The 18,244-nt window shown below is 70.7% G+C and carries 15 protein-coding genes; 12 read left to right on the top strand and 3 right to left on the bottom strand.

Annotated elements, in window-relative coordinates:
* Positions 1–214: 214 nt before the first annotated feature.
* Entirely contained in the window at positions 215–1,867 is a 1,653-nt protein-coding gene (locus BMY07_RS11380) for a bifunctional 3'-5' exonuclease/DNA polymerase (RefSeq protein WP_425426261.1), read from the bottom strand.
* A gap of 176 nt (positions 1,868–2,043) precedes the next feature.
* Here BMY07_RS11380 and BMY07_RS11375 point away from each other — a divergent pair, with 176 nt between their 5' ends.
* From BMY07_RS11375 to kamB, 12 genes are all read left to right on the top strand, one after another.
* Positions 2,044–3,594 carry an acyl-CoA synthetase gene (locus BMY07_RS11375; protein ID WP_218150651.1) on the top strand — a complete coding sequence of 517 codons (1,551 nt, stop codon included), beginning with the start codon at positions 2,044–2,046 and terminating at the stop codon, positions 3,592–3,594.
* A 371-nt stretch (positions 3,595–3,965) separates the two neighbouring features.
* Positions 3,966–5,174, top strand: coding sequence for a S8 family peptidase (locus BMY07_RS11370; protein ID WP_092777238.1), 1,209 nt, complete (start codon positions 3,966–3,968; stop codon positions 5,172–5,174).
* 101 nt (positions 5,175–5,275) lie between these two features.
* Complete coding sequence (locus BMY07_RS11365) at positions 5,276–6,469, top strand: acyl-CoA dehydrogenase family protein (protein ID WP_092777236.1); 1,194 nt, start codon at positions 5,276–5,278, stop codon at positions 6,467–6,469.
* 211 nt (positions 6,470–6,680) lie between these two features.
* The gene (locus tag BMY07_RS11360) at positions 6,681–7,430 is read left to right on the top strand and encodes an SDR family oxidoreductase (RefSeq protein ID WP_281245058.1); all 750 of its coding nucleotides are present in this window, start codon (positions 6,681–6,683) and stop codon (positions 7,428–7,430) included.
* Positions 7,427–8,452, top strand: coding sequence for a phosphotransferase family protein (locus BMY07_RS11355; protein WP_092777232.1), 1,026 nt, complete (start codon positions 7,427–7,429; stop codon positions 8,450–8,452). Before BMY07_RS11360 ends, BMY07_RS11355 begins: the two co-directional genes overlap by 4 nt.
* An 18-nt stretch (positions 8,453–8,470) precedes the next feature.
* Positions 8,471–9,445, top strand: coding sequence for an SMP-30/gluconolactonase/LRE family protein (locus BMY07_RS11350; protein WP_092777230.1), 975 nt, complete (start codon positions 8,471–8,473; stop codon positions 9,443–9,445).
* Between the two features lie 131 nt (positions 9,446–9,576).
* Positions 9,577–10,350 (top strand): S1 family peptidase, encoded by a 774-nt coding sequence (locus BMY07_RS11345; protein ID WP_092777228.1) that lies wholly within the window; start codon positions 9,577–9,579, stop codon positions 10,348–10,350.
* 236 nt (positions 10,351–10,586) lie between these two features.
* Complete coding sequence (locus tag BMY07_RS11340) at positions 10,587–11,516, top strand: acyl-CoA desaturase (RefSeq protein WP_092777226.1); 930 nt, start codon at positions 10,587–10,589, stop codon at positions 11,514–11,516.
* A complete protein-coding gene (locus BMY07_RS11335) occupies positions 11,517–11,978 on the top strand; it encodes a PPOX class F420-dependent oxidoreductase (RefSeq protein WP_092777224.1) in 462 nt (153 codons plus the stop codon).
* A gap of 476 nt (positions 11,979–12,454) precedes the next feature.
* Positions 12,455–12,826: an STAS domain-containing protein gene (locus tag BMY07_RS11330; RefSeq protein ID WP_177215530.1), complete on the top strand. Its 372-nt coding sequence runs from the start codon at positions 12,455–12,457 to the stop codon at positions 12,824–12,826.
* Positions 12,827–13,098: 272 nt separating this feature from the next.
* Positions 13,099–13,944 carry a hypothetical protein gene (locus tag BMY07_RS11325; protein ID WP_092777220.1) on the top strand — a complete coding sequence of 282 codons (846 nt, stop codon included), beginning with the start codon at positions 13,099–13,101 and terminating at the stop codon, positions 13,942–13,944.
* 216 nt (positions 13,945–14,160) lie between these two features.
* Positions 14,161–14,820 (top strand): 16S rRNA (adenine(1408)-N(1))-methyltransferase KamB, encoded by a 660-nt coding sequence (gene kamB, locus BMY07_RS11320; RefSeq protein ID WP_483860461.1) that lies wholly within the window; start codon positions 14,161–14,163, stop codon positions 14,818–14,820.
* Here kamB and BMY07_RS11315 read toward each other — a convergent pair.
* Positions 14,801–15,904 carry a DUF371 domain-containing protein gene (locus BMY07_RS11315; RefSeq protein WP_177215529.1) on the bottom strand — a complete coding sequence of 368 codons (1,104 nt, stop codon included), beginning with the start codon at positions 15,902–15,904 and terminating at the stop codon, positions 14,801–14,803. The two genes, kamB and BMY07_RS11315, sit on opposite strands and share 20 nt — an antisense overlap.
* Positions 15,905–15,927: 23 nt before the next feature.
* Positions 15,928–17,928 (bottom strand): DUF6541 family protein, encoded by a 2,001-nt coding sequence (locus BMY07_RS34270; protein WP_177215528.1) that lies wholly within the window; start codon positions 17,926–17,928, stop codon positions 15,928–15,930.
* Positions 17,929–18,244 lie beyond the last annotated feature (316 nt).

Here is an 18,244-nt window from a genome sequence, read left to right as displayed (position 1 = left end):
CCCCACCCAAGATCCACATGTGGATAACTTCTGTCCCTGAACCGGGTGAACCTCAAGCCCCGACGACCCCAAGCCACAACCCGAGCCCCACAACAGCAACGGCCCACAACCCCAAGCCCCGCAACGACAACAGCCCACAACAAGAACGCCCCACAACAAGAACGCCCCACAACAAGAACGCCCCACAACAAGAACGCCCCACAACAAGAACGCCCTACTTCGCGTCCGCGTAACTCTCCACCGCCCGCGCCAGCAACGGAAACCGCACCGCGCTCCCCGGAAACACCAACCCACTGGCTTCCTCCGCCGCTGAAGCGACCTCCGCGATCACCCCCGCGGCCACCTCAGCCGGGCAGTGCACCATCACCTCGTCATGCTGGAAGAACACGATCCCAGCCTCAGGCGCCACCCCGACCAGCCGCCTGCGCAAAGTGGCCAGCATCGTCAGCGCCCAGTCGGCAGCGCTGGCCTGCACCACGAAGTTGCGCGTGAACCGCCCCCAGTCCCGGGCCGCTTGTCGCCCGGCGCGGTCGGCCTCCTCGTCACCCGACGCAGCGGTCCGCTCGTGCCACGCCTCACTAGGCGGCGGGCTCGTCCGACCAAGCCGCGACCGCACCACACGGCCACTCTCGCCCGCACGCGCGGCCTGCTCCACATACTCCACCGCCACCGGAAAACGTTTGCGCAGCACCGCGAGCAGCGGCCCCGCCTCCCCGCTGGTCCCCCCGTACATCGCCGACAGCATCGCGATCTTCGCCCGGTCCCGGTCCCCGTCGAACGCGTCCGCCGCGAGGCTCGTGTAGAGGTCGTCGGTGCTCGACACCTCCGCGAACCGCTGGTCGCCCGACAGTGCCCCCAGTACCCGCGGCTCCAGTTGCGAGGCGTCGGCGACCACCAGCGCCCAACCGGGGTCCGCCCGCACCGCCGTCCGGAGCGACTTCGGCAGTTGCAACGCCGCCCCGCCCCGGGTCGCCCACCGCCCCGAGACGACCCCGCCGACGACGTACTCCGGTCGGAATCGCCCGTCCGCCACCCACGAGTCCAGCCAGGACCACCCGTGCGCCACCCACAGCCGCGCCAGTTCGCGGTACTCCAGCAGCGGCGCCACGGCCGGGTGCTCGACCTCGCGCAGCACCCAGGCCCGCGCCGACGACACCTCGATCCCCTCGCGCGCGAACGCCTTCACGATGCTCGGCGGGCTGTCCGGGTTGATCGGGCGACCCCCGAACGCGGCGCTGATCCGTTCCGCGAGCGCCGCGAGCTTCGCCGGTCGCACCCCGGGCGCCTGCCGAGGGCCGATCATGTCCGCGAGCAGTTCCATGTGGACGTCCACCCGCCACGGCAACCCGTGGTGGGTCATCTCGCCCGCCGCCAGGCCGCCCGCCGACTCGGCCGCCGCCAGTAGCCGCAGCCGGTCCGGGTGCGCGGTGGCCGCGAGCCTGCGTTCCTGGTCGGCCAGGACCTCCGCCGCCGCGAGCACCGGATCGGCACCCACCGGCGTCGTCCCCCGGTCGGCCTCGAACAGCGTCGGCTGCTCACCTCGCGCCAACGGTCGCGGGTCCGCGGGCTCGGCCGTCCCCCGCAAGCGCCCGAACGCCGCCGCCAGGTTGCGCGGTCGCCCGGGCCGCTCCTCGAAGCCGAGCAGGATGGCCTCGACGAGCGCGAGGTCGTGGCAGCGCCCGAGCCGGACGCCTGCGCGCAGCAGCGCCGGGTACGCCTCGTCCAACGACGGCAGCACCCAGCGCGGGGCGTGCCGCCGTTCCAGGTCGGCCATCCACCCGGCGAGGTCGGGCACGTCGACCGGGTCCTGCCCGGGCAGCTGCGCGCGCCCCGCCCCCTCGGCTCCCGGTACCACCACCACCCGCACGTCCGGCATTCTCGGCCACGGCACCGACAACCGCAGGCAGTTGACTCGCCAGTAGGTAGTGCGGCACGGTGTTACCTCTGAGTAACACCTGTTGGGAGGCGTCGGTGACCGAGTACCTGACCCGAGTCCGCGACCTGCTCGCGAAGGTCCCGACCGCCGTCCGCAGCGTCGATGTCATGCGCCGCGCCGGGCTGGTGCCGCTGGGCCGCCCGGACCACGTGCTCGGGTCGATGGTCGCGATGCGCAGGCTCGGCCCGATCGCCGGTGCCGCCCGGATCGCCGCCACCAGGGACCAGGCCGCGGTCGGGCTGGTCGACGAGCGCGGCAGCCTGACCTTCGCCCAGCTCGACCGCCGGTCCAACGCGCTGGCCAGGGCGTTCGCCGACCGCGGGGTCACCGCCGACTCGGTCGTGGCGCTGCTGGCCCGCGACCACCGGGGCGCGGTGGAGACGATGCTCGCCGCCAGCAAGCTCGGCGCCCGGCTGCTGCTGATGAACACCGGCTTCGCCCGCCCGCAGCTGGTCGACGTCGCCGAGCGCGAGGGTGTGACGGTGTTCGTCCACGACCAGGAGTTCGCCCCGCTCGTCGACGCCCTGCCCCGGACCCTGCCCAGCTACCTGGCCTGGGTCGACGGCCCCACCGATAGCACCACCCTCGACGACCTCATCGCCCAGACCGACGACCGCGCCGTCCCGATGCCCCGCCACCCCGGCGGCATGGTGCTGCTGACCAGCGGCACCACCGGTACCCCCAAGGGCGCGCCCCGCCAGGTCCGCTCCCCGCTGGCCGCCGCCCAGTTCCTCGACCGCATCCCGCTGCGCACCGGCGAGGCGACCGTCCTGGCCGCGCCGCTGTTCCACGCGACCGGCTTCTCCCAGTTCATCATCTCGTTCGCGCTCGGGTCCCGGGTCGTGCTGCGCCGCAGGTTCGACCCCGAGGCCACCCTCGCCGCCATCGCCGAGCACCGGGCCACCGCGCTCGTGCTGGTGCCGACCATGCTCCAGCGCGTCCTCGACCTCGGCGACGACGTGCTCGGCCGCTACGACACCTCCAGCCTGCGCATCGTGTTCACCGCCGGGTCCGCGCTGTCGCCGGAGCTGGGCAACCGCGCCACCCGGGTGTTCGGCGACGTCGTGCACAACCTCTACGGCTCGACGGAGGTGTCGGTCGCCTCGGTCGCCACGCCCCAGGACTGGCGGGACGCGCCGGGCACGGTCGGCAAGCCGCCGGTCGGCTGCAAGGTCGCCCTCTACGACGCCGAGGGCAACGCCGTCACCGAGCCGGAGGTCACCGGGCGCGTGTTCGCGGGCAGCGGCCTGGCCTTCGGCGGCTACACCGACGGCAGGCACAAGGAGGTCATCGGCGGCCTGCTGTCCACCGGGGACGTCGGGCACTTCGACGCCGGGGGCAGGCTGTTCATCGACGGCCGGGACGACGACATGATCGTCTCCGGCGGCGAGAACGTCTTCCCCGGCGAGATCGAGAACCTGCTCGTCGCCCACCCCGGCGTGGTCGAGGCGGCGGTCGTCGGCGTGCCCGACGCTGAGTTCGGGCAGCGGCTCAGGGCGTACGTGGTGCTGGAGCCGGGCTCGACGGTCACCGGGGAGCGGCTGCGCGAGCACGTCCGGACCACCCTCGCCCGGTTCAAGGTGCCCAGGGATGTCGTGTTCCTCGACGAGTTGCCGCGCAACGCGACCGGCAAACTCCTCCGCAAAGAACTCGGCTGATATCACGGCCCATTCCGGTGCCACAACCCCCCGCGGTCGGGACAATCACCGCCTCGCCACTTGTTCGATGGTCGAACTGTCGGCGATTTCCCCAGATTTGGTTCACGTTCACGCAATGATTGCCAACCTGGTGAACTGGCAACACAACATGGGCTGTGAGCTGCTGTTTCGATGCTCGATCGCTACGTTACTGCTGGGTATTCGATGTATTGAGTGCTGCTCTCAACGGGCTATTCCACTTAATCCGATCGGCGTACATGTGGCAAGTGGCAACTGTTGAGGCAATTCGCGACTGGGCGTTGCATATCACTCACACAACGGCACCGAGTTGGTGTCGGAAGTGATCTGTCGGGGCTATCGAAAGGTCTTCCATGACTACGAGGCGCGAAGGTCGTCGGGGCCGGCTCGCTGCTGGTTTCGCACTCGTCGGCGCTGCGGCGGTCGCCGCTGTCGCCATCACCCCCACCGCGCAAGCCGCGCAGGGCCAGGTCCGGTTCGCCGGGTCCGCCGAGGCCGTGGCCGACAGCTACATCGTCGTGCTCAAGGACACCGGCCTGAAGGGCGGCGGTGTCAGCGCCCAGGCGAGCACCCTTGCGAGCCAGTACGGCGCGACCGTCCACCGCGAGTACGACACGGTGCTGACCGGCTTCTCCGCGACCATGTCCGCCGAGCAGGCCGCCGAGGTCGCCGCGGACCCCAAGGTCGCCTACGTGCAGGCCAATCAGCGCTTCCACGCGACCGGCACCCAGGAGAACCCGCCGTCGTGGGGCCTGGACCGCATCGACCAGGCCGACCTGCCGCTGGACGACAGTTACACCTACCCGGGTGAGGCGTCCGACGTCACCGCGTACGTGATCGACACCGGCGTCAACACCGCCCACCAGACCTTCGGCGGCCGCGCCTCCGGCGGCTTCGACGCGATCGACAACGACGACGACCCCGACGACGGCAACGGCCACGGCACGCACGTCGCGGGCACCATCGGCGGCAAGGAGTACGGGGTCGCCAAGGGGGTCAAGATCGTCCCGGTCCGGGTGCTCGACGCCAACGGCAGCGGCAGCACGGAGGGCGTCGTCGCGGGCATCGAGTGGGTCGCGGAGAACCACAGCGGCGCCTCGGTCGCCAACATGAGCCTCGGCGGCCCCGGTGACGACGCGCTCGACCAGGCCGTCAAGGGTGCCGTGTCCGCGGGCGTGACCTTCGCGGTCGCGGCGGGCAACTCCAGCGACAACGCCGGCGGCTACTCGCCCGCGCGGGTCGCCGAGGCGATCACCGTCGCCGCCTCCGGTGAGGACGACAGCCAGGCCCAGTTCTCCAGCTACGGCTCGGTCGTCGACATCTACGCCCCCGGCGTGGGCATCACCTCGTCCTGGATCGGCAGCACGACCGCGACCAACAAGATCAGCGGCACCTCGATGGCCACCCCGCACGTGACCGGCGCCGCCGCGCTGTACCTGGCGGAGAACCCGTCGGCGAGCCCGGCCGAGGTCGCCTCGGCCCTGGTCGGGGCCGCCTCGTCCGGCAAGATCACCAACCCGAGCTCCGGGACGCCGAACAAGCTGCTCCACGTGGGTTCCTGACCTCCGACCCGGTGGCCCGCACTCCTTCCGGGGGTGCGGGCCACCGCCCTTTCCGGCTAAGTTGACCCATCGGTAACTTGTGCTCGGCAAGGGGGCGCGGCGTGGACTTCGCACACTCGGCGAGAGCGGCCGACTACCGGGACCGGGTCGCCGCCTTCGTCCGCGACGAGATCGAGCCGGTGGAGGCCGAGTACCACCGCGCGCTCGCAGCTGATCCGTGGGTCGTGCCGCCTCTTGTCGCCGACCTGAAGGCCAAGGCTCGGGAGCAGGGATTGTGGAACCTGTTCCTGTCCAGTGTGTCCGGGTTGTCCACAGTGGAGTACGCACCGCTGGCCGAGGTGATGGGCCGGTCGCCGTTGGCGCCAGAGGTGTTCAACTGCAACGCGCCTGACACGGGCAACATGGAGGTCTTGCACCTCTATGGGAGTCGGGCGCAACGGGACCGCTGGCTCGTACCGCTGCTCGACGGCCGTATCCGCTCGGCGTTCTGCATGACCGAGCCCAATGTGGCCTCTTCTGACGCGACCAACATGGCGGCGACTGCCGTGCCGGACGGCGACGAGGTCGTGCTCAACGGCACGAAGTGGTTCACCACCGGGCTGGGGCACCCTAACTGCTCGGTGATCATCTTCATGGGCCTGACCGATCCTGCTGCACCTAGGCACGCGCAGCACTCCATGGTCCTAGTCCCGCTCGACACCCCTGGCGTCAAGATCGAGCGCATGCTGCCCGTGCTGGGACGCCACGATGAGCCTTACGGCCACGGTGAGGTCAGCTTCGCCGATGTGCGCGTGCCGCTGGACTCCGTGATCGCGGGTTTGGGCCGTGGCTTCGAGATCGCCCAGGACCGGTTGGGGCCGGGCCGCGTGCACCACTGCATGCGCCTGGTCGGCCTGGCCGAACGCGCCCTGGAACTGGCCTGCACCCGCGCGACCAGCCGCGTCGCCTTCGGCAAGCCGTTGTCCGACCTGGGCGGCAACCGCGAACGCATCGCCAACGCCCGCATCGCCATCGACCAGGCCCGCCTGCTCGTCCTGCACGCCGCCTGGAAACTCGACACCCTGGGCCCGGCCGCCGCCCGCTCCGAGATCTCCCAGATCAAGGTCGCCGTCCCCACCATGGCCACCGCGGTCATCGACATGTCCATCCAACTCCACGGCGCCGCAGGCCTGACCGACGACTACCCCCTGGCCGCCGCCTACACCACCGCCCGCGCCCTCCACCTCGCCGACGGCCCCACCGAAGTCCACCAATCCCTCATCGCCCGCCTGGAACTCCAGAAGTACCGCCCATGACCCCACCCCAGCGCCGACCCCGCCGCCAATCAAGATCAACTCGGCTCCCGGGGCCCACCCTCCCGGGGCCCGGGGCCCCATCTCTGAGAATATCCGGATCCGTGGTCTGTCAATAGGGTCAGGCGCGGGCTGTGGACAGTTCAGTGCCTTGTGGACAAACCTCCCCGGGGTTGGCCCCGCGGAGCGGAAACCATGTTGCGAGGGAGATGTCTTGTCCAGGAAGAACATCCTCATCACCGGTGCCAGTTCCGGCCTGGGCGCCGAGATGGCGAAGCAGTTCGCCGCCATGGGGCGCGATCTTGTCCTCGCTGCCCGGCGCACGGATCGGCTGGCGCGGGTTCGGCAGCAGTTGCTCACCGCCAATCCCGGCATCACCGTGCTGGTCAAGGCGCTCGACGTCACCGATCACGATGCCGTTTTCCGGGTTTTCGCCGAGGCCAGGGCCGAGTTGGGGTCCCTCGACCGGGTGATCGTGAACGCGGGGCTCGGCAAGGGGCAGCCGCTGGGGACCGGGTATTTCCACGCCAACAAGCAGACCGCCGAGACCAACTTCGTCGCGGCGCTGGCCCAGTGCGAGGCCGCCATGACCGCGTTCCGCGAGCAGGACGCGGGGCACCTGGTCGTGGTCTCCTCCATGAGCGCGATGCGGGGCCTCCCGCGCAATCTTTCCACCTACGCCGCAAGCAAAGCCGGTGTCGCCACACTGGCCGAGGGCATTCGGGCCGACACCTTGCGGACGCCGATCAAGGTAACAACGTTGTTCCCCGGGTACATCCGTTCCGAGATGAACGAGAAGGTTCGCAACACGCCCCTGATCTCGGACACCGCCACCGGCGTGCGAGCAATGGTGCGCGCTATCGAGCGGGAGTCCGCAACGGCGTGCGTTCCGGCCTGGCCGTGGGCGGTCTTGGCGGTTGCGATGCGCGCGTTGCCGCTCGGGGTGGTGGCGAGGCTGTCATGACCGTGCCGGTGCGACCCGAGGACGCTTTCGACGCAACGGCCGTGCACGCCTGGCTGCGCGGCACGGTAGACCTACCGGCGACCGAGCCCGAGGTGACCCAATTCCCCGGCGGTGCCTCGAACCTGACCTACCTCTTGCGCTACCCCCACCGTGAACTGGTCCTACGCCGCCCGCCGCTAGGACGCAAAGCCGCCTCCGCGCACGACATGCGCCGCGAGTACCGGGTCCAACGCCAACTCAAACCCGTCTACCCCTACGTCCCCGAGGTCATCGCCCTCTGCCAGGACCACGGCGTGCTCGGCAGCGACTTCTACCTCATGGAACGCGTCCCCGGCACCATCTTGCGCGGCGACCTCCCCCGGGGCATGACCCTCACCCCGCCCCAGGCCCGCGCCCTCGCCACCACCCTGGTCGACCGCCTCGTCGACCTGCACCGCGTCGACCCCGACGCCGCCGGGCTCGCCGATCTCGGCAAGGGCGCCGGGTACGTGGCCAGGCAGGTCCGCGGCTGGACCGAGCGGTTCGCCGCCGCGCGGACCCCGAACGTGCCGGACTTCGCCGCGGTCACCGACTGGCTGGCGCGCGAGCGGCCCGACGACGTCGCCACCGTGGTCATCCACAACGACTGGCGGTTCGACAACGTCGTGCTCGACGCCGACCTCGCCGTCGCCGCTGTCCTCGACTGGGAGATGGCCACCCTCGGCGACCCGCTGATGGACCTCGGCGGCGCCCTCGCGTACTGGATCCAGGCCGACGACGACGAGTTCTTCCAGCGCGCCCGCAGGCAGCCGACGCACCTGCCCGGCATGCCGACCCGCGCCGAACTCGCCGACCACTACGCCGAGCGGACCGGTCTGCGGCCGGTCGCGTTCCACGAGGTGTTCGGCCTGTTCCGGCTGGCGGTGATCATGCAGCAGATCTACTACCGCTTCCACCACGGCCAGACCCACAACCCGGCCTTCCAGGACTTCTGGACGTTCGTCTCTTACCTCGAATGGCGCTGCCGCGAGATCATTCGCTAACAGCTAAGGAGTCGCCCCATGGCCCGGCCGAACATAGAGCCCGTCGTCTGGCGCGCGCCGCGTGCGAGTAAGCCCCCGCGTACGCCCAACCTGCCGCCGCTCGCCGTGCGTCCTGTCGACGGCAAGGGCACCGAGGACGTCTTGGTCGACACTGAGGGCCGCGTTATTACCGGTGTCGAGGACGGCCGCGTCCTCCGCATCGCGGACGGTCGGGTCGACGTGGTCGCGGACACCGGCGGTCGGCCTCTAGGCATCGAGTGGTTCCCGGACGGACGGTTGCTGGTGTGCGACGCCGATCGCGGCCTGCTGCTGGTCTCCGCCGGTGACGTCGAGGTTCTTGTCCCCGCCGGGCCCAACCTGCGGGTCTGCAACAACGCCGCCGTTACCGCTGACGGCACCATCTACTTCACGAACTCCACCGACCGGTTCGACCTGGAGTTCTGGAAGGCAGACCTCCTGGAGCACGCGGGCACCGGCCAACTGCTCCGCCGCGACCCCGACGGCACCGTCCACACCCTGCTGCGCGGCCTGCACTTCGCCAACGGCGTCGCCCTCGCCCCGGACGAGTCCAGTGTGGTCGTCGCCGAGACGGGGGAGTACTGCCTGCGCCGGGTCTGGCTCACCGGTGACCGCCAGGGTCACTCGGACGTGCTCGCCGACAACCTGCCCGCCTTCCCGGACAACATCTCCACCGGGTCGGACGGTCTGCTGTGGATCGCGATGGCCAGCCCCCGCGACCCCGTGGTCGACCTGCTCCTGCGGACCCCGCCGGTGCTGCGCAAGCTGGTCTGGCGCGTCCCGGAACGCCTGCACCACAAGGAGAAGCGCGTCGTCTGGGCCCGCGCGGTCGACTTCGCCACCGGCGCCCTCGCGCACGACTTCTTCGGCACCGCGCCCGAGTTCCACATGGTCACCGGCGTCCGCGAGCACGACGGCCGGGTCCACCTCGGCAGCCTGGAGGGCCGCGCGGTCGCCTCGTTCGACCTCCCCTGACGGCCGCACGATCGGGGACCGGACGTCCCCCACACCGGTGGCTACCGGGCGACGCACCGACCCGCGCGGCACGATCGACGCAGCGCTACCGAGCCGTGGCGTTCCGTGATCCACCGAGTTGGGGAGACCCCATGCGCAAGCTCCTGCGAGCCGCGGCCCTCGGCTTCGCCCTGGTCGCAGCCCTCACCGCGCCCGCGCGGGGCGAGGTCCCCGACAAGGTCGTCGGGGGTGTTCCTGCCCCGCAGGGCGCCTACCCCTGGCTCACCCGGCTGTCCATGGGCTGCGGCGGCTCGCTCGTCACGCCCACCATCGTGCTGACCGCCGCCCACTGCGTCAGCCAGACCGGGCCGGACACCCGCATAGAGGCGACTTTCGGCGTCGTGGACCTGGAGAGCCCCAAGGCCGACATCATCGACTCTGCCTACATCTACCGCTCTCCGGACTACACGTCCGCGGGCCGCGGCTCCGACTGGGCGCTCATCAAGCTGGCACGCAAAGCGCCGTACCCGGTCATCAAGCTGCAATCGACGCTCGTGACTAGCGGCCCCTTCCGCATTATGGGCTGGGGTGCGGCGCTAGAGGGCGGCGAGCAGCAGCGCTACCTACTGCACGCTGACGTCCCCTACGTCGATGACGCCACCTGCGGCGGTCTCTACACCCGCTACGGCTACTCGTTCGTCGCGGCCGGAATGCTGTGCGCGGGAGTGGTCGGCGCCGGTGGAGTCGATACCTGCCAGGGCGACTCGGGAGGCCCTATGGTCGCGAAGGACTCTAGCGGCGTGCTGCGCCAGGTTGGCATCGTCAGTTGGGGGATCGGGTGCGCGCGCCCGCAGTTCCCCGGCATCTACACCGAGGTCTCCGCCTACCTACCCACGATAACCGCGGCGATCACGGCGCTCGCCTGACGACCGTTCGTCCACCCGGCTACGCCGGGATGAAACCCTGTGACGGCCCGCGGACGCACCAGGCTCGCGTTCGCGGGCCCCACCAGCTGTGACGCATCGCTCACCGCCCGGGTTAGCCGACATACCGGACAGCCCACCGGCAAGCAACCCCTTGGTGTCCCGACCGGTGCCTGGTTTGCTTACCGCCGAGCGAGTACCCGTGTGGGTACCGGCGTCCAGGCTGGAGGCACGGAGAGATGACCGCGACCGTCGAGGGCAGCGCGGGGCCGAAACCGATGTTCGGGGCGCCGCGGGCGCACTGGCCGCAGATCGGCACCTACCTGTTCATCCTGGTCCCGTTCGCCGCGCTGGTCACCGCAGTCCCGCTGGCCTGGGGCTGGGGCCTCGGCTGGGTCGACGTGGCGCTCGCCGCGTTCTTCTACACCTTCACCTGCCTCGGGGTCACCGTCGGTTTCCACCGCTACTTCACCCACGGCTCCTTCAAGGCGGGCCGCGCGGTGCGCGTCGGCCTGGCCATCGTGGGCAGCATGGCGCTGCAGGGCCCGATCCTGCACTGGGTCGCCGACCACCGCCGCCACCACGCGTTCTCCGACCGCGAGGGCGACCCGCACTCCCCGTGGCTGTTCGGCACCTCCCCGGCCGCGCTGGCCCGCGGCTTCTGGCACGCGCACATGGGCTGGGTGTTCGACCGCAACCTCACCAACGCCGAGCGGTTCGCCCCGGACATGCTCGCCGACCCCGACATGCGCCGGGTGCACCGCCAGTTCGGCCTGTGGACCGCCGTCACCCTGCTGGCGCCCGCGCTGCTCGGCGGCCTGATCACCTGGTCCTGGTGGGGCGCGGTGACCGCGTTCTTCTGGGCCGGGCTGGTGCGGGTGTCGCTGCTGCACCACGTGACCTGGTCGGTCAACTCGATCTGCCACATGATCGGCGACCGCCCGTTCCGCTCCCGGGACAAGGCCACCAACTTCTGGCCGCTCGCCGTGCTGTCCATGGGCGAGGCCTGGCACAACCTGCACCACGCCGACCCGACCTCGGCCCGCCACGGCGTCCAGCGCGGCCAGGTCGACATCTCGGCCAGGGTCATCTGGGTGTTCGAGAAGCTCGGGTGGGCCACCGAGGTCCGCTGGCCCACTCGCGAGCGCCTCGCGAAGCTGGCGAAGTAGGTGCCGAAGACAGCCACGGCGCACACGCCCGACCGTGACGCGCTCGTGGCGTTCTTGCGCGCACGCAACCGCTGCGTCCTAGTCACCTACCGCGCCTCCGGCGCCCCACAGATGTCCCCGGTCACCTACGGCGTGGACGACGACGGGCGCGTGGTCATCTCGACCTACCCCTCGCGCGCCAAGGCGATCAACCTCCGCCGTACCCCCACGGCGTCACTATGCGCCCTCTCCGACGACTGGAACGGCCCCTACGTCCAAGTCGACGCCCAGGCCGAGGTCCTAGACCTACCTAAGGCGCTGGACCCCCTAGTCGCCTACTACCGCTCCATCTCCGGTGAACACCCCGACTGGGACGACTACCGCGCCGCCATGGTCCGACAGGGCAAGTGCCTCCTCCGCCTCACCATCACCACCTGGGGCCCCATCGCCACCGGCGGCTTCCCGCCTGGTCTGGCGCCGTAGCGACCCCGCTCGGGCGACTACGTCATGGCGGCGTGATCACTCCACTGATCACGCAGTTACTCATTCTATCGGGTGATGCACAGTTGCGTGCGGTAACGAAGTGCTCCATTCGGCCGATCGACCGGGTATGTCGGTGGAACTGAGGGATCTGGTCTGGGCCAAGGCCGCCGAGGGGCCTGCCGCGGGGGAAGCTGCCCGTGTGGCGGGGGAGCGGCCCGCGACGGGGGAGCCGAGTCGGGTCAGGGCCGCGCGGGTGGCCCGGGCGCCGAGGACCACTGAGCGTTGACATAGCGGGAAAGCGACAGCGGAATCAACGCACAATTCACTGAATCAGACGCATTTTTCCTGTGGTCTTGCGCACGGGGTCGCGTCGTGCGCGGGTGGCCGGCAACAATCGGGATATAGTCCGGCGAACTCGAGCGGTGCTCCGCGTCGGTGATCGTTCCCGTCCGTCCGCGCCCCGAGGGAGGTCCCCGGTGAACCCGCGCGAGCCGTTGGCGGTGACCATCAGGGGCACCCGCTCGGCCGTCGTGGTCAGCGCGGCGGGCCGGATCGACATGGTGACCGAGCGCCCGTGGCGCGAACAGGTCGAGGACGCCTGCGCCGAGAACACCGTCAAGCGCTTCGTGATCGTCGACCTGTGCGAGGTCACCTACCTCAGCGTCGGCGCCGCCCCGCTCATCGTCCGCGCCCACTACCACTGCCTGCACCGGGGCAAGCTGCTGCGCGTCGCCGCCCCGATGGGCCCCGCGCTGCACACCATGCACGTGACCGGCGTGCGCGACCTCGTCGCGGTCTACCCGACCCTCGACTCCGCGCTGGAACCGCGCTCCGGCGCTCGCTGGTGATCGGACCGAGATAGGCCGTGCGCATTCCCCGGCGGTATTTGCTCCTCCGCGTCCGGTATTAGCTCGAACGAGCGAGTCACGGTTGCCGTCCGTTATTCGAACACCCACCCGGGCGGGGCATGCGCACTCGGTGAGCGCGCTCCGACCGAGCGTGCCGACCCCGCAGCGGAGTCCACCACCGCGCGGGCCACCCCTGATCATCCGGTCACCCCCACCCCGAGCTGGTAGCCGTTGGACGGAACGGAAAAAGCCCAGCCCGAGAGGAATCCCCGATGAATCGCCACCTCGCGCGGTTCGTGACCGCCATCGCGGCCGCGAGCGTGCTGACAGCGACCGGAGCGGGTCTTGCCTCCGCCACGACACCGGCCGACCACGACAACAGAGCAGCTCAGCTGCAAGAGCTGACCGTCGCGTACAACGACCTGGCCGCCGCCACCGACGACGCGACCCTCGGCACGGCCGTCAGCGCACTGCGGGCCACCCTCAACCACATCCGCGGCTGCGGCGGCACCGACCTGGCCACCCCGGCCGACGCCAAGGCCGCCGAGGTCCAGCGGATCCTGCCGATCCCCGGCCCGATCAACCCGACCCTGGTCGCCAGCCTGCTCAACCTGGTCACCACCCTGATCAACCAGCTGACCGCCGCCCTGCCGGTACCCGGCGGCCTGCCGATCCCGGGTGGCCTGCCGATTCCCGGCACTCTGCCGATTCCCGGTGGCCTGCCCATCCCGGGTGGTCTGCCCATCCCCGGCACCTTGATCCCCGGCAGCCTGCCGATCCCCGGCGGCTTGCCCGACCCCGGCGCGCTGCCCATCCCCGGTGGCCTGCCCAACCCGGGCACCCTGCCGATCCCGGGTGGCCTGCCCACCCCCGGCACCCTGCCAGACCTCCCGGACCTGACCGACCTCCCGGACCTGACCGATCTGACCGGTCTGCCGGACGTCACCGACCTGACCGACGTCACGGATGGCACCGACCTCCCGGTCATCCCCGACCTGCCGGACCTGCCCGTCGTCGGCGACGCCCTGCTCACCCCGGACCTGTCCGGCAGCGTCCCGTCCCTCCCGGACCTCGGCGGCGCCCTGCCGACCCTGCCCGGCGGCCCGGAGACGGCCTGACCTAGGGCTGACCGGATCGGGCTTGTCGGGAGAGCCCGACCCGTCCTCCCGGACGAGTCGACAAGTGTGCGGTAGGGCTATCTGCCCCGCCGAGCAGGCCGCCCGCCCGTGATCGGGTGGTGGTGTGCGTGATCGCCGAGCCCCGGTGGCCCACAAGGCCCCGGGGCTCGACCCTGTCCTAGGCTCGCCGCCATGCCCAGTTCCACGCCCGCCGCCATGCGTCGTGTCACCGGAAAGCAGGTCGTGGAGGTCGACGAGGGGGCGTTCGCCGACCTGCGGGGCCGCTACTCGGGGGCGGTGCTCGACGTGGGCACCGGCGACGGCAAGCACCCGCTGCACCTGGCCAAGGCGCACCCCGAGCTGCTGGTGATCGGGTTGGACGCGGCCAAGGACAACATGCGCAAGGCCGCGACCAGGGCCAGCGCCGCGCCGAAGAAGGGCGGCCTGCCGAACCTGCTGTACCTGTGGGCCGCCGCCGAGCAGCTGCCCAGCGGGCTGGGCGGGATCACCGAGCTGCACGTGCTCATGCCGTGGGGCAGCCTGCTGCGCGGCGTCCTGGGGTCGGACCCGGCGATGCTGGCCGGGCTCGCGGGGGTCTGCGCGCCGGACGCCACGTTCCTGATCTCGCTGAACCTGCACGCCTGGCGCCCACCGGTGCCCGAGGTCGGCGCGCACGCCGAGCCGACGCCGGAGTCCGCCGTCGAGGACCTGGGCCCCGCGCTCAAGGCCGCGGGCTGGCACCTCGACTCGGCGGCCTACCTCGACGCCGACGCGATCGCCGCCCTGGCCACCTCGTGGACCCGCAGGCTCAACTCGTCCCGCGACCAGCTCGACGTCCTGGCCCTCACCGGCCGGATCAACCCGAGCGCGGACTGAGCCCCAGCACGTAGTCGTACGCCTGCCTGCGCGACCAGCCCGGCTGCCCCGCCAACGCCCGGACCAGGGTCGTGGACGACACGTCCTGCCCGAGCAGCGCCGTGAGCAGCCCGGTCACGTCGACGTCCACGGTGACGGGTCCCGACGTCGGATCCAGGGCGCACCACACGTCCGCCGAGCCGCTGAGCTCGGCGACGGCCGAGACCGGCCCCCAGGTGGGGCGTTCGTCCAGGGCCATAACGCTCGCGTGAGTGCTACCTGCGAGCCGTTGGGCATCGGCGAGCCAACGGGACAGGTCGCTCGCGGGGCACGTGAACACCACCCGCGCCGAACTGGTCGCGGCAGCCAACTTGATCGCGTCCCGGCGGGACAACCCGGTGGCTACGAGTACCGGCGCCCCTTGCGGTGCCGCGCCCGTCACAGCCAACTCGGGCGGTAGGCCCAACACCTCCACCGTGGGACTATCCGCCAACAACGTCGACACCACCGCGCTTACACCGTCCACAGTGGATACGACCAACACGCGGCCCGCCGGATCGGCCTCTCTAGAAGCCGTGAAGCCCAGAGAACCAACCAGCGCCCGTGCACCGGCATCCTCCGCAAGGATCACGTCGGCGGCAGCGCACTCCGCGCTCAGTCGGTCGTCAGGCCCGACTGTGGCCCGGTAGCGCACGAGGTGAGTGCGGGACGTCTCCGCTCTAGTCACCACAACGTCCACCACGGTGTCCGGATCGGACAGTGCCGCCACCAGGGAGCGGGGGAGATCCGCCGAGGACAGATCAGCATCGGTGGCGAGCGTGTTCGGCAGCCGTTGACCGCTGCGCCGGACCACCGCGTTCCCGCCCGGGCGCCACCGCGAGTTCGCCACCGCTCGCACCGTTGCGCTCTCGCCACCGGCGCTGAGGGTGATCAGCACCGGCCCGGCGATCGCGGGCGGCGCCAGGCCGACCACCTCGCCCGCGACCCCGACCACGCAAGTGGCGCGGCCGGTGATCGCGGTGTCCGCGGTGAACTCCAGGGTCTTGCCGTGGGTCGCGCGGATGTCGTGGTGCCCGCGGCAGCGCAGCCGCACCAGACCGGTCACCGGTGCCCCTCCTCGACCAGCCGCTACCTGACGACCTCGTAGATCGTCGAGTCCGCGTTCCGGTAGACCTCGCGCAACCCGCTGACCTCGTCGAGGTCCTGCAACCCCGCGGCGACCGGCGCCATCGGGTCCGCCTTGACCGAGCCCTTGCTGACGAACACGTAGCTGACCTTCAGGTTGTCCACCGCGCGGCGGACCGTGCTGTCGGTGTCCAGGTCGTTGAGCCGGTTCAGGATGACCCCGGCGTCGTTGCTGCCGTCCTTGCGCGGCGGGACCGGCCCGATCACCGACACCTTGAACAGCGGCTGCACCCCGTCGATCGCCCACATCCACGGCGAGCCGTCGTGCGGGTCGTTGGCCACGACCGTGCCCTTCGGCACGTTCTTCTCCAGCCAGTCCATCGCTTCCAGCTTGGTGTGCGACACGACCGGTCCGTCGAGGTAGAGCCAACGCAGACGGTCGGTGTTACGCGGCAGGTAGAAGCCACGGGTCAGCGCACCGAAGAGGACAACGACCACGCCGAGCGCGATGACCGGGAGGAGAACGCGTTGGCGTTCCGTGGATTCCCTCTTGGCCGTGACCTTCTGGTACAGCGTCACCAGGCTGTCCCGGAAGGTGATGACACCGATGGCCGCCAGCACGATCAAGCCCGGCGTGGCCAGGGCCGCGATCCGCCACGGGTCGTTCCACCACGGCCTGCTCAGCGCGCGCACCAGCGGCGCCGAGTACCCGGCCACCCCGATGTAGAGGACGGTGAACGCCAACCCACCCAGCAGCCACCAGTACAGCGGCCGGAACTTCGCCTTCCGCACGCCGATAAGCCCGACGATCAGCGCGACCGTGAACCACCAAGCCGGGTAGGTAGCGCTATAGGGCGCCGCCCAGGCCGGGTAGCCCACTGCGCGCGAGGCGCCCAAGAGCCTGCCGAACCCGTCGGAGGGCAGCGCCGTAGGCGGCCACGCCACGTCCTCACTGGAGACCGTGATCCCCAGGAACGCCGAGATCTGGCCGAATCCGATGACGACCGCGAGCACGGCGATCACCGCGCCCGCGGCGAGGTCGGGCAGGATCCGCCGCCGGTTCGTGATCCAGTGCTGCAACAGCAGGACGCCACCGAGCAGGATCGCGGCCACGGCGACGCTGGAGTGGATCGCGAGCAACCCGATCCCGGCGAGCGCGGTGGTGAGCAGGAGCCCGAAGGTGCGCTCGATCAGCGCGCGGTGCAGCAGGGCGAGGAACGCGGGCACGAGCGCGATCCCGGCGGCCAGCGGGAACAGCGGGCCCCACACCTGGATGTCGTAGGGGAAGGTGGTGACCGTCGCGGACAGGACCGCCGTCACCGCGGTCAGCGCCGGGCTGTTGGTGCAGACCTTGACCAGGATCGCCATGCTCAGCACGAACACCGCGATCACCGCGCCGTTGGCCATGTCCAGCGCGGGCACCACGCCGAACCCGCCGATCTGCCGGACGACGGCGATCAAGGCGTGGAAGGCGTTCGGATAGAAGTAAGAGGCCGCGTCCGGGTCAGTCAGGATCTTCAACGCGGACGGCGCCGAGTCCCCGGTGTCGGCGATGAACCGGATCGCGTTGGCGTGGTAGGCCGCGTCAAACCACTGTGGCACCGCGGAGAACCCCCGGGAAGCCCGGTAAGAGGCGAAGAGCCCGATGCCCGCACCCAACAACACACTGCCGCCTACGACCAAGTGGTGCGTACGCGTCCAGGTCGGCTTGACCGGCTCCTCTTCGGCCCAACGCCCGTCCCACCGCCGCGCGAGCCTGCTGACCCCGAACCCCACCAACGCCAACAACACCGCGACCCCGAGCAACGTCAACGCGTTCCACGCGATCCCCAACTTCGGCAACACCGGCGCCGCGACACCCACGACCCCGAACGTCACCACCGGCGCGGTCCCCACCAGCACCCACCCGCGCAACCCGGAGGCAAACCCCACCAGCGCCCCGGGCACCCCCGCGACCAGGACGGTGGTCAGGAACAGCAACGCCATCTCGCCAGTCGCGATCAACTCAGAACTCCACAGGTGGGTGTCCTCGGTGACCGCTCGTGCCCCCGAGCCTTGACATACGAGCGCCCCGAGGCTACACGGACAACCCTCCGGCACCCCCTCCCGGGCACGCGCACACCCCCGCACCACGCCACATCCGCGCCCCAACACCCCAACAACCGAACAACATTCGCCCTCCCGGCAGGTTCGCGCACTCCGCGAACAGGGGACGCCGAAGCCCGTGCCCCCAGGCAGCCTCGTGCAGCATCCATGCGGCCACCGAATGGGGGTCCGGGGGCGAAGCCCGCCGGGCGGGTCTGGGGTCGCACCCCAGAAG

The sequence above is a fragment of the Actinokineospora terrae genome, from assembly GCF_900111175.1.
Taxonomy (GTDB): Bacteria; Actinomycetota; Actinomycetes; order Mycobacteriales; family Pseudonocardiaceae; genus Actinokineospora; species Actinokineospora terrae.
This window is presented reverse-complemented; position numbering and strand designations above follow the sequence as displayed.

What these genes read in the sequence shown, in the direction of transcription:
- kamB (WP_483860461.1), top strand. Translation starts at nt 14,161, where the DNA reads ATGCGTCGTGTCACCGGAAAGCAGGTCGTGGAGGTCGACGAGGGGGCG.
- BMY07_RS11355 (WP_092777232.1), top strand. Translation starts at nt 7,427, where the DNA reads ATGACCGTGCCGGTGCGACCCGAGGACGCTTTCGACGCAACGGCCGTG.
- BMY07_RS11370 (WP_092777238.1), top strand. Translation starts at nt 3,966, where the DNA reads ATGACTACGAGGCGCGAAGGTCGTCGGGGCCGGCTCGCTGCTGGTTTC.
- BMY07_RS11350 (WP_092777230.1), top strand. Translation starts at nt 8,471, where the DNA reads ATGGCCCGGCCGAACATAGAGCCCGTCGTCTGGCGCGCGCCGCGTGCG.
- BMY07_RS11325 (WP_092777220.1), top strand. Translation starts at nt 13,099, where the DNA reads ATGAATCGCCACCTCGCGCGGTTCGTGACCGCCATCGCGGCCGCGAGC.
- BMY07_RS11345 (WP_092777228.1), top strand. Translation starts at nt 9,577, where the DNA reads ATGCGCAAGCTCCTGCGAGCCGCGGCCCTCGGCTTCGCCCTGGTCGCA.
- BMY07_RS11375 (WP_218150651.1), top strand. Translation starts at nt 2,044, where the DNA reads ATGCGCCGCGCCGGGCTGGTGCCGCTGGGCCGCCCGGACCACGTGCTC.
- BMY07_RS11340 (WP_092777226.1), top strand. Translation starts at nt 10,587, where the DNA reads ATGACCGCGACCGTCGAGGGCAGCGCGGGGCCGAAACCGATGTTCGGG.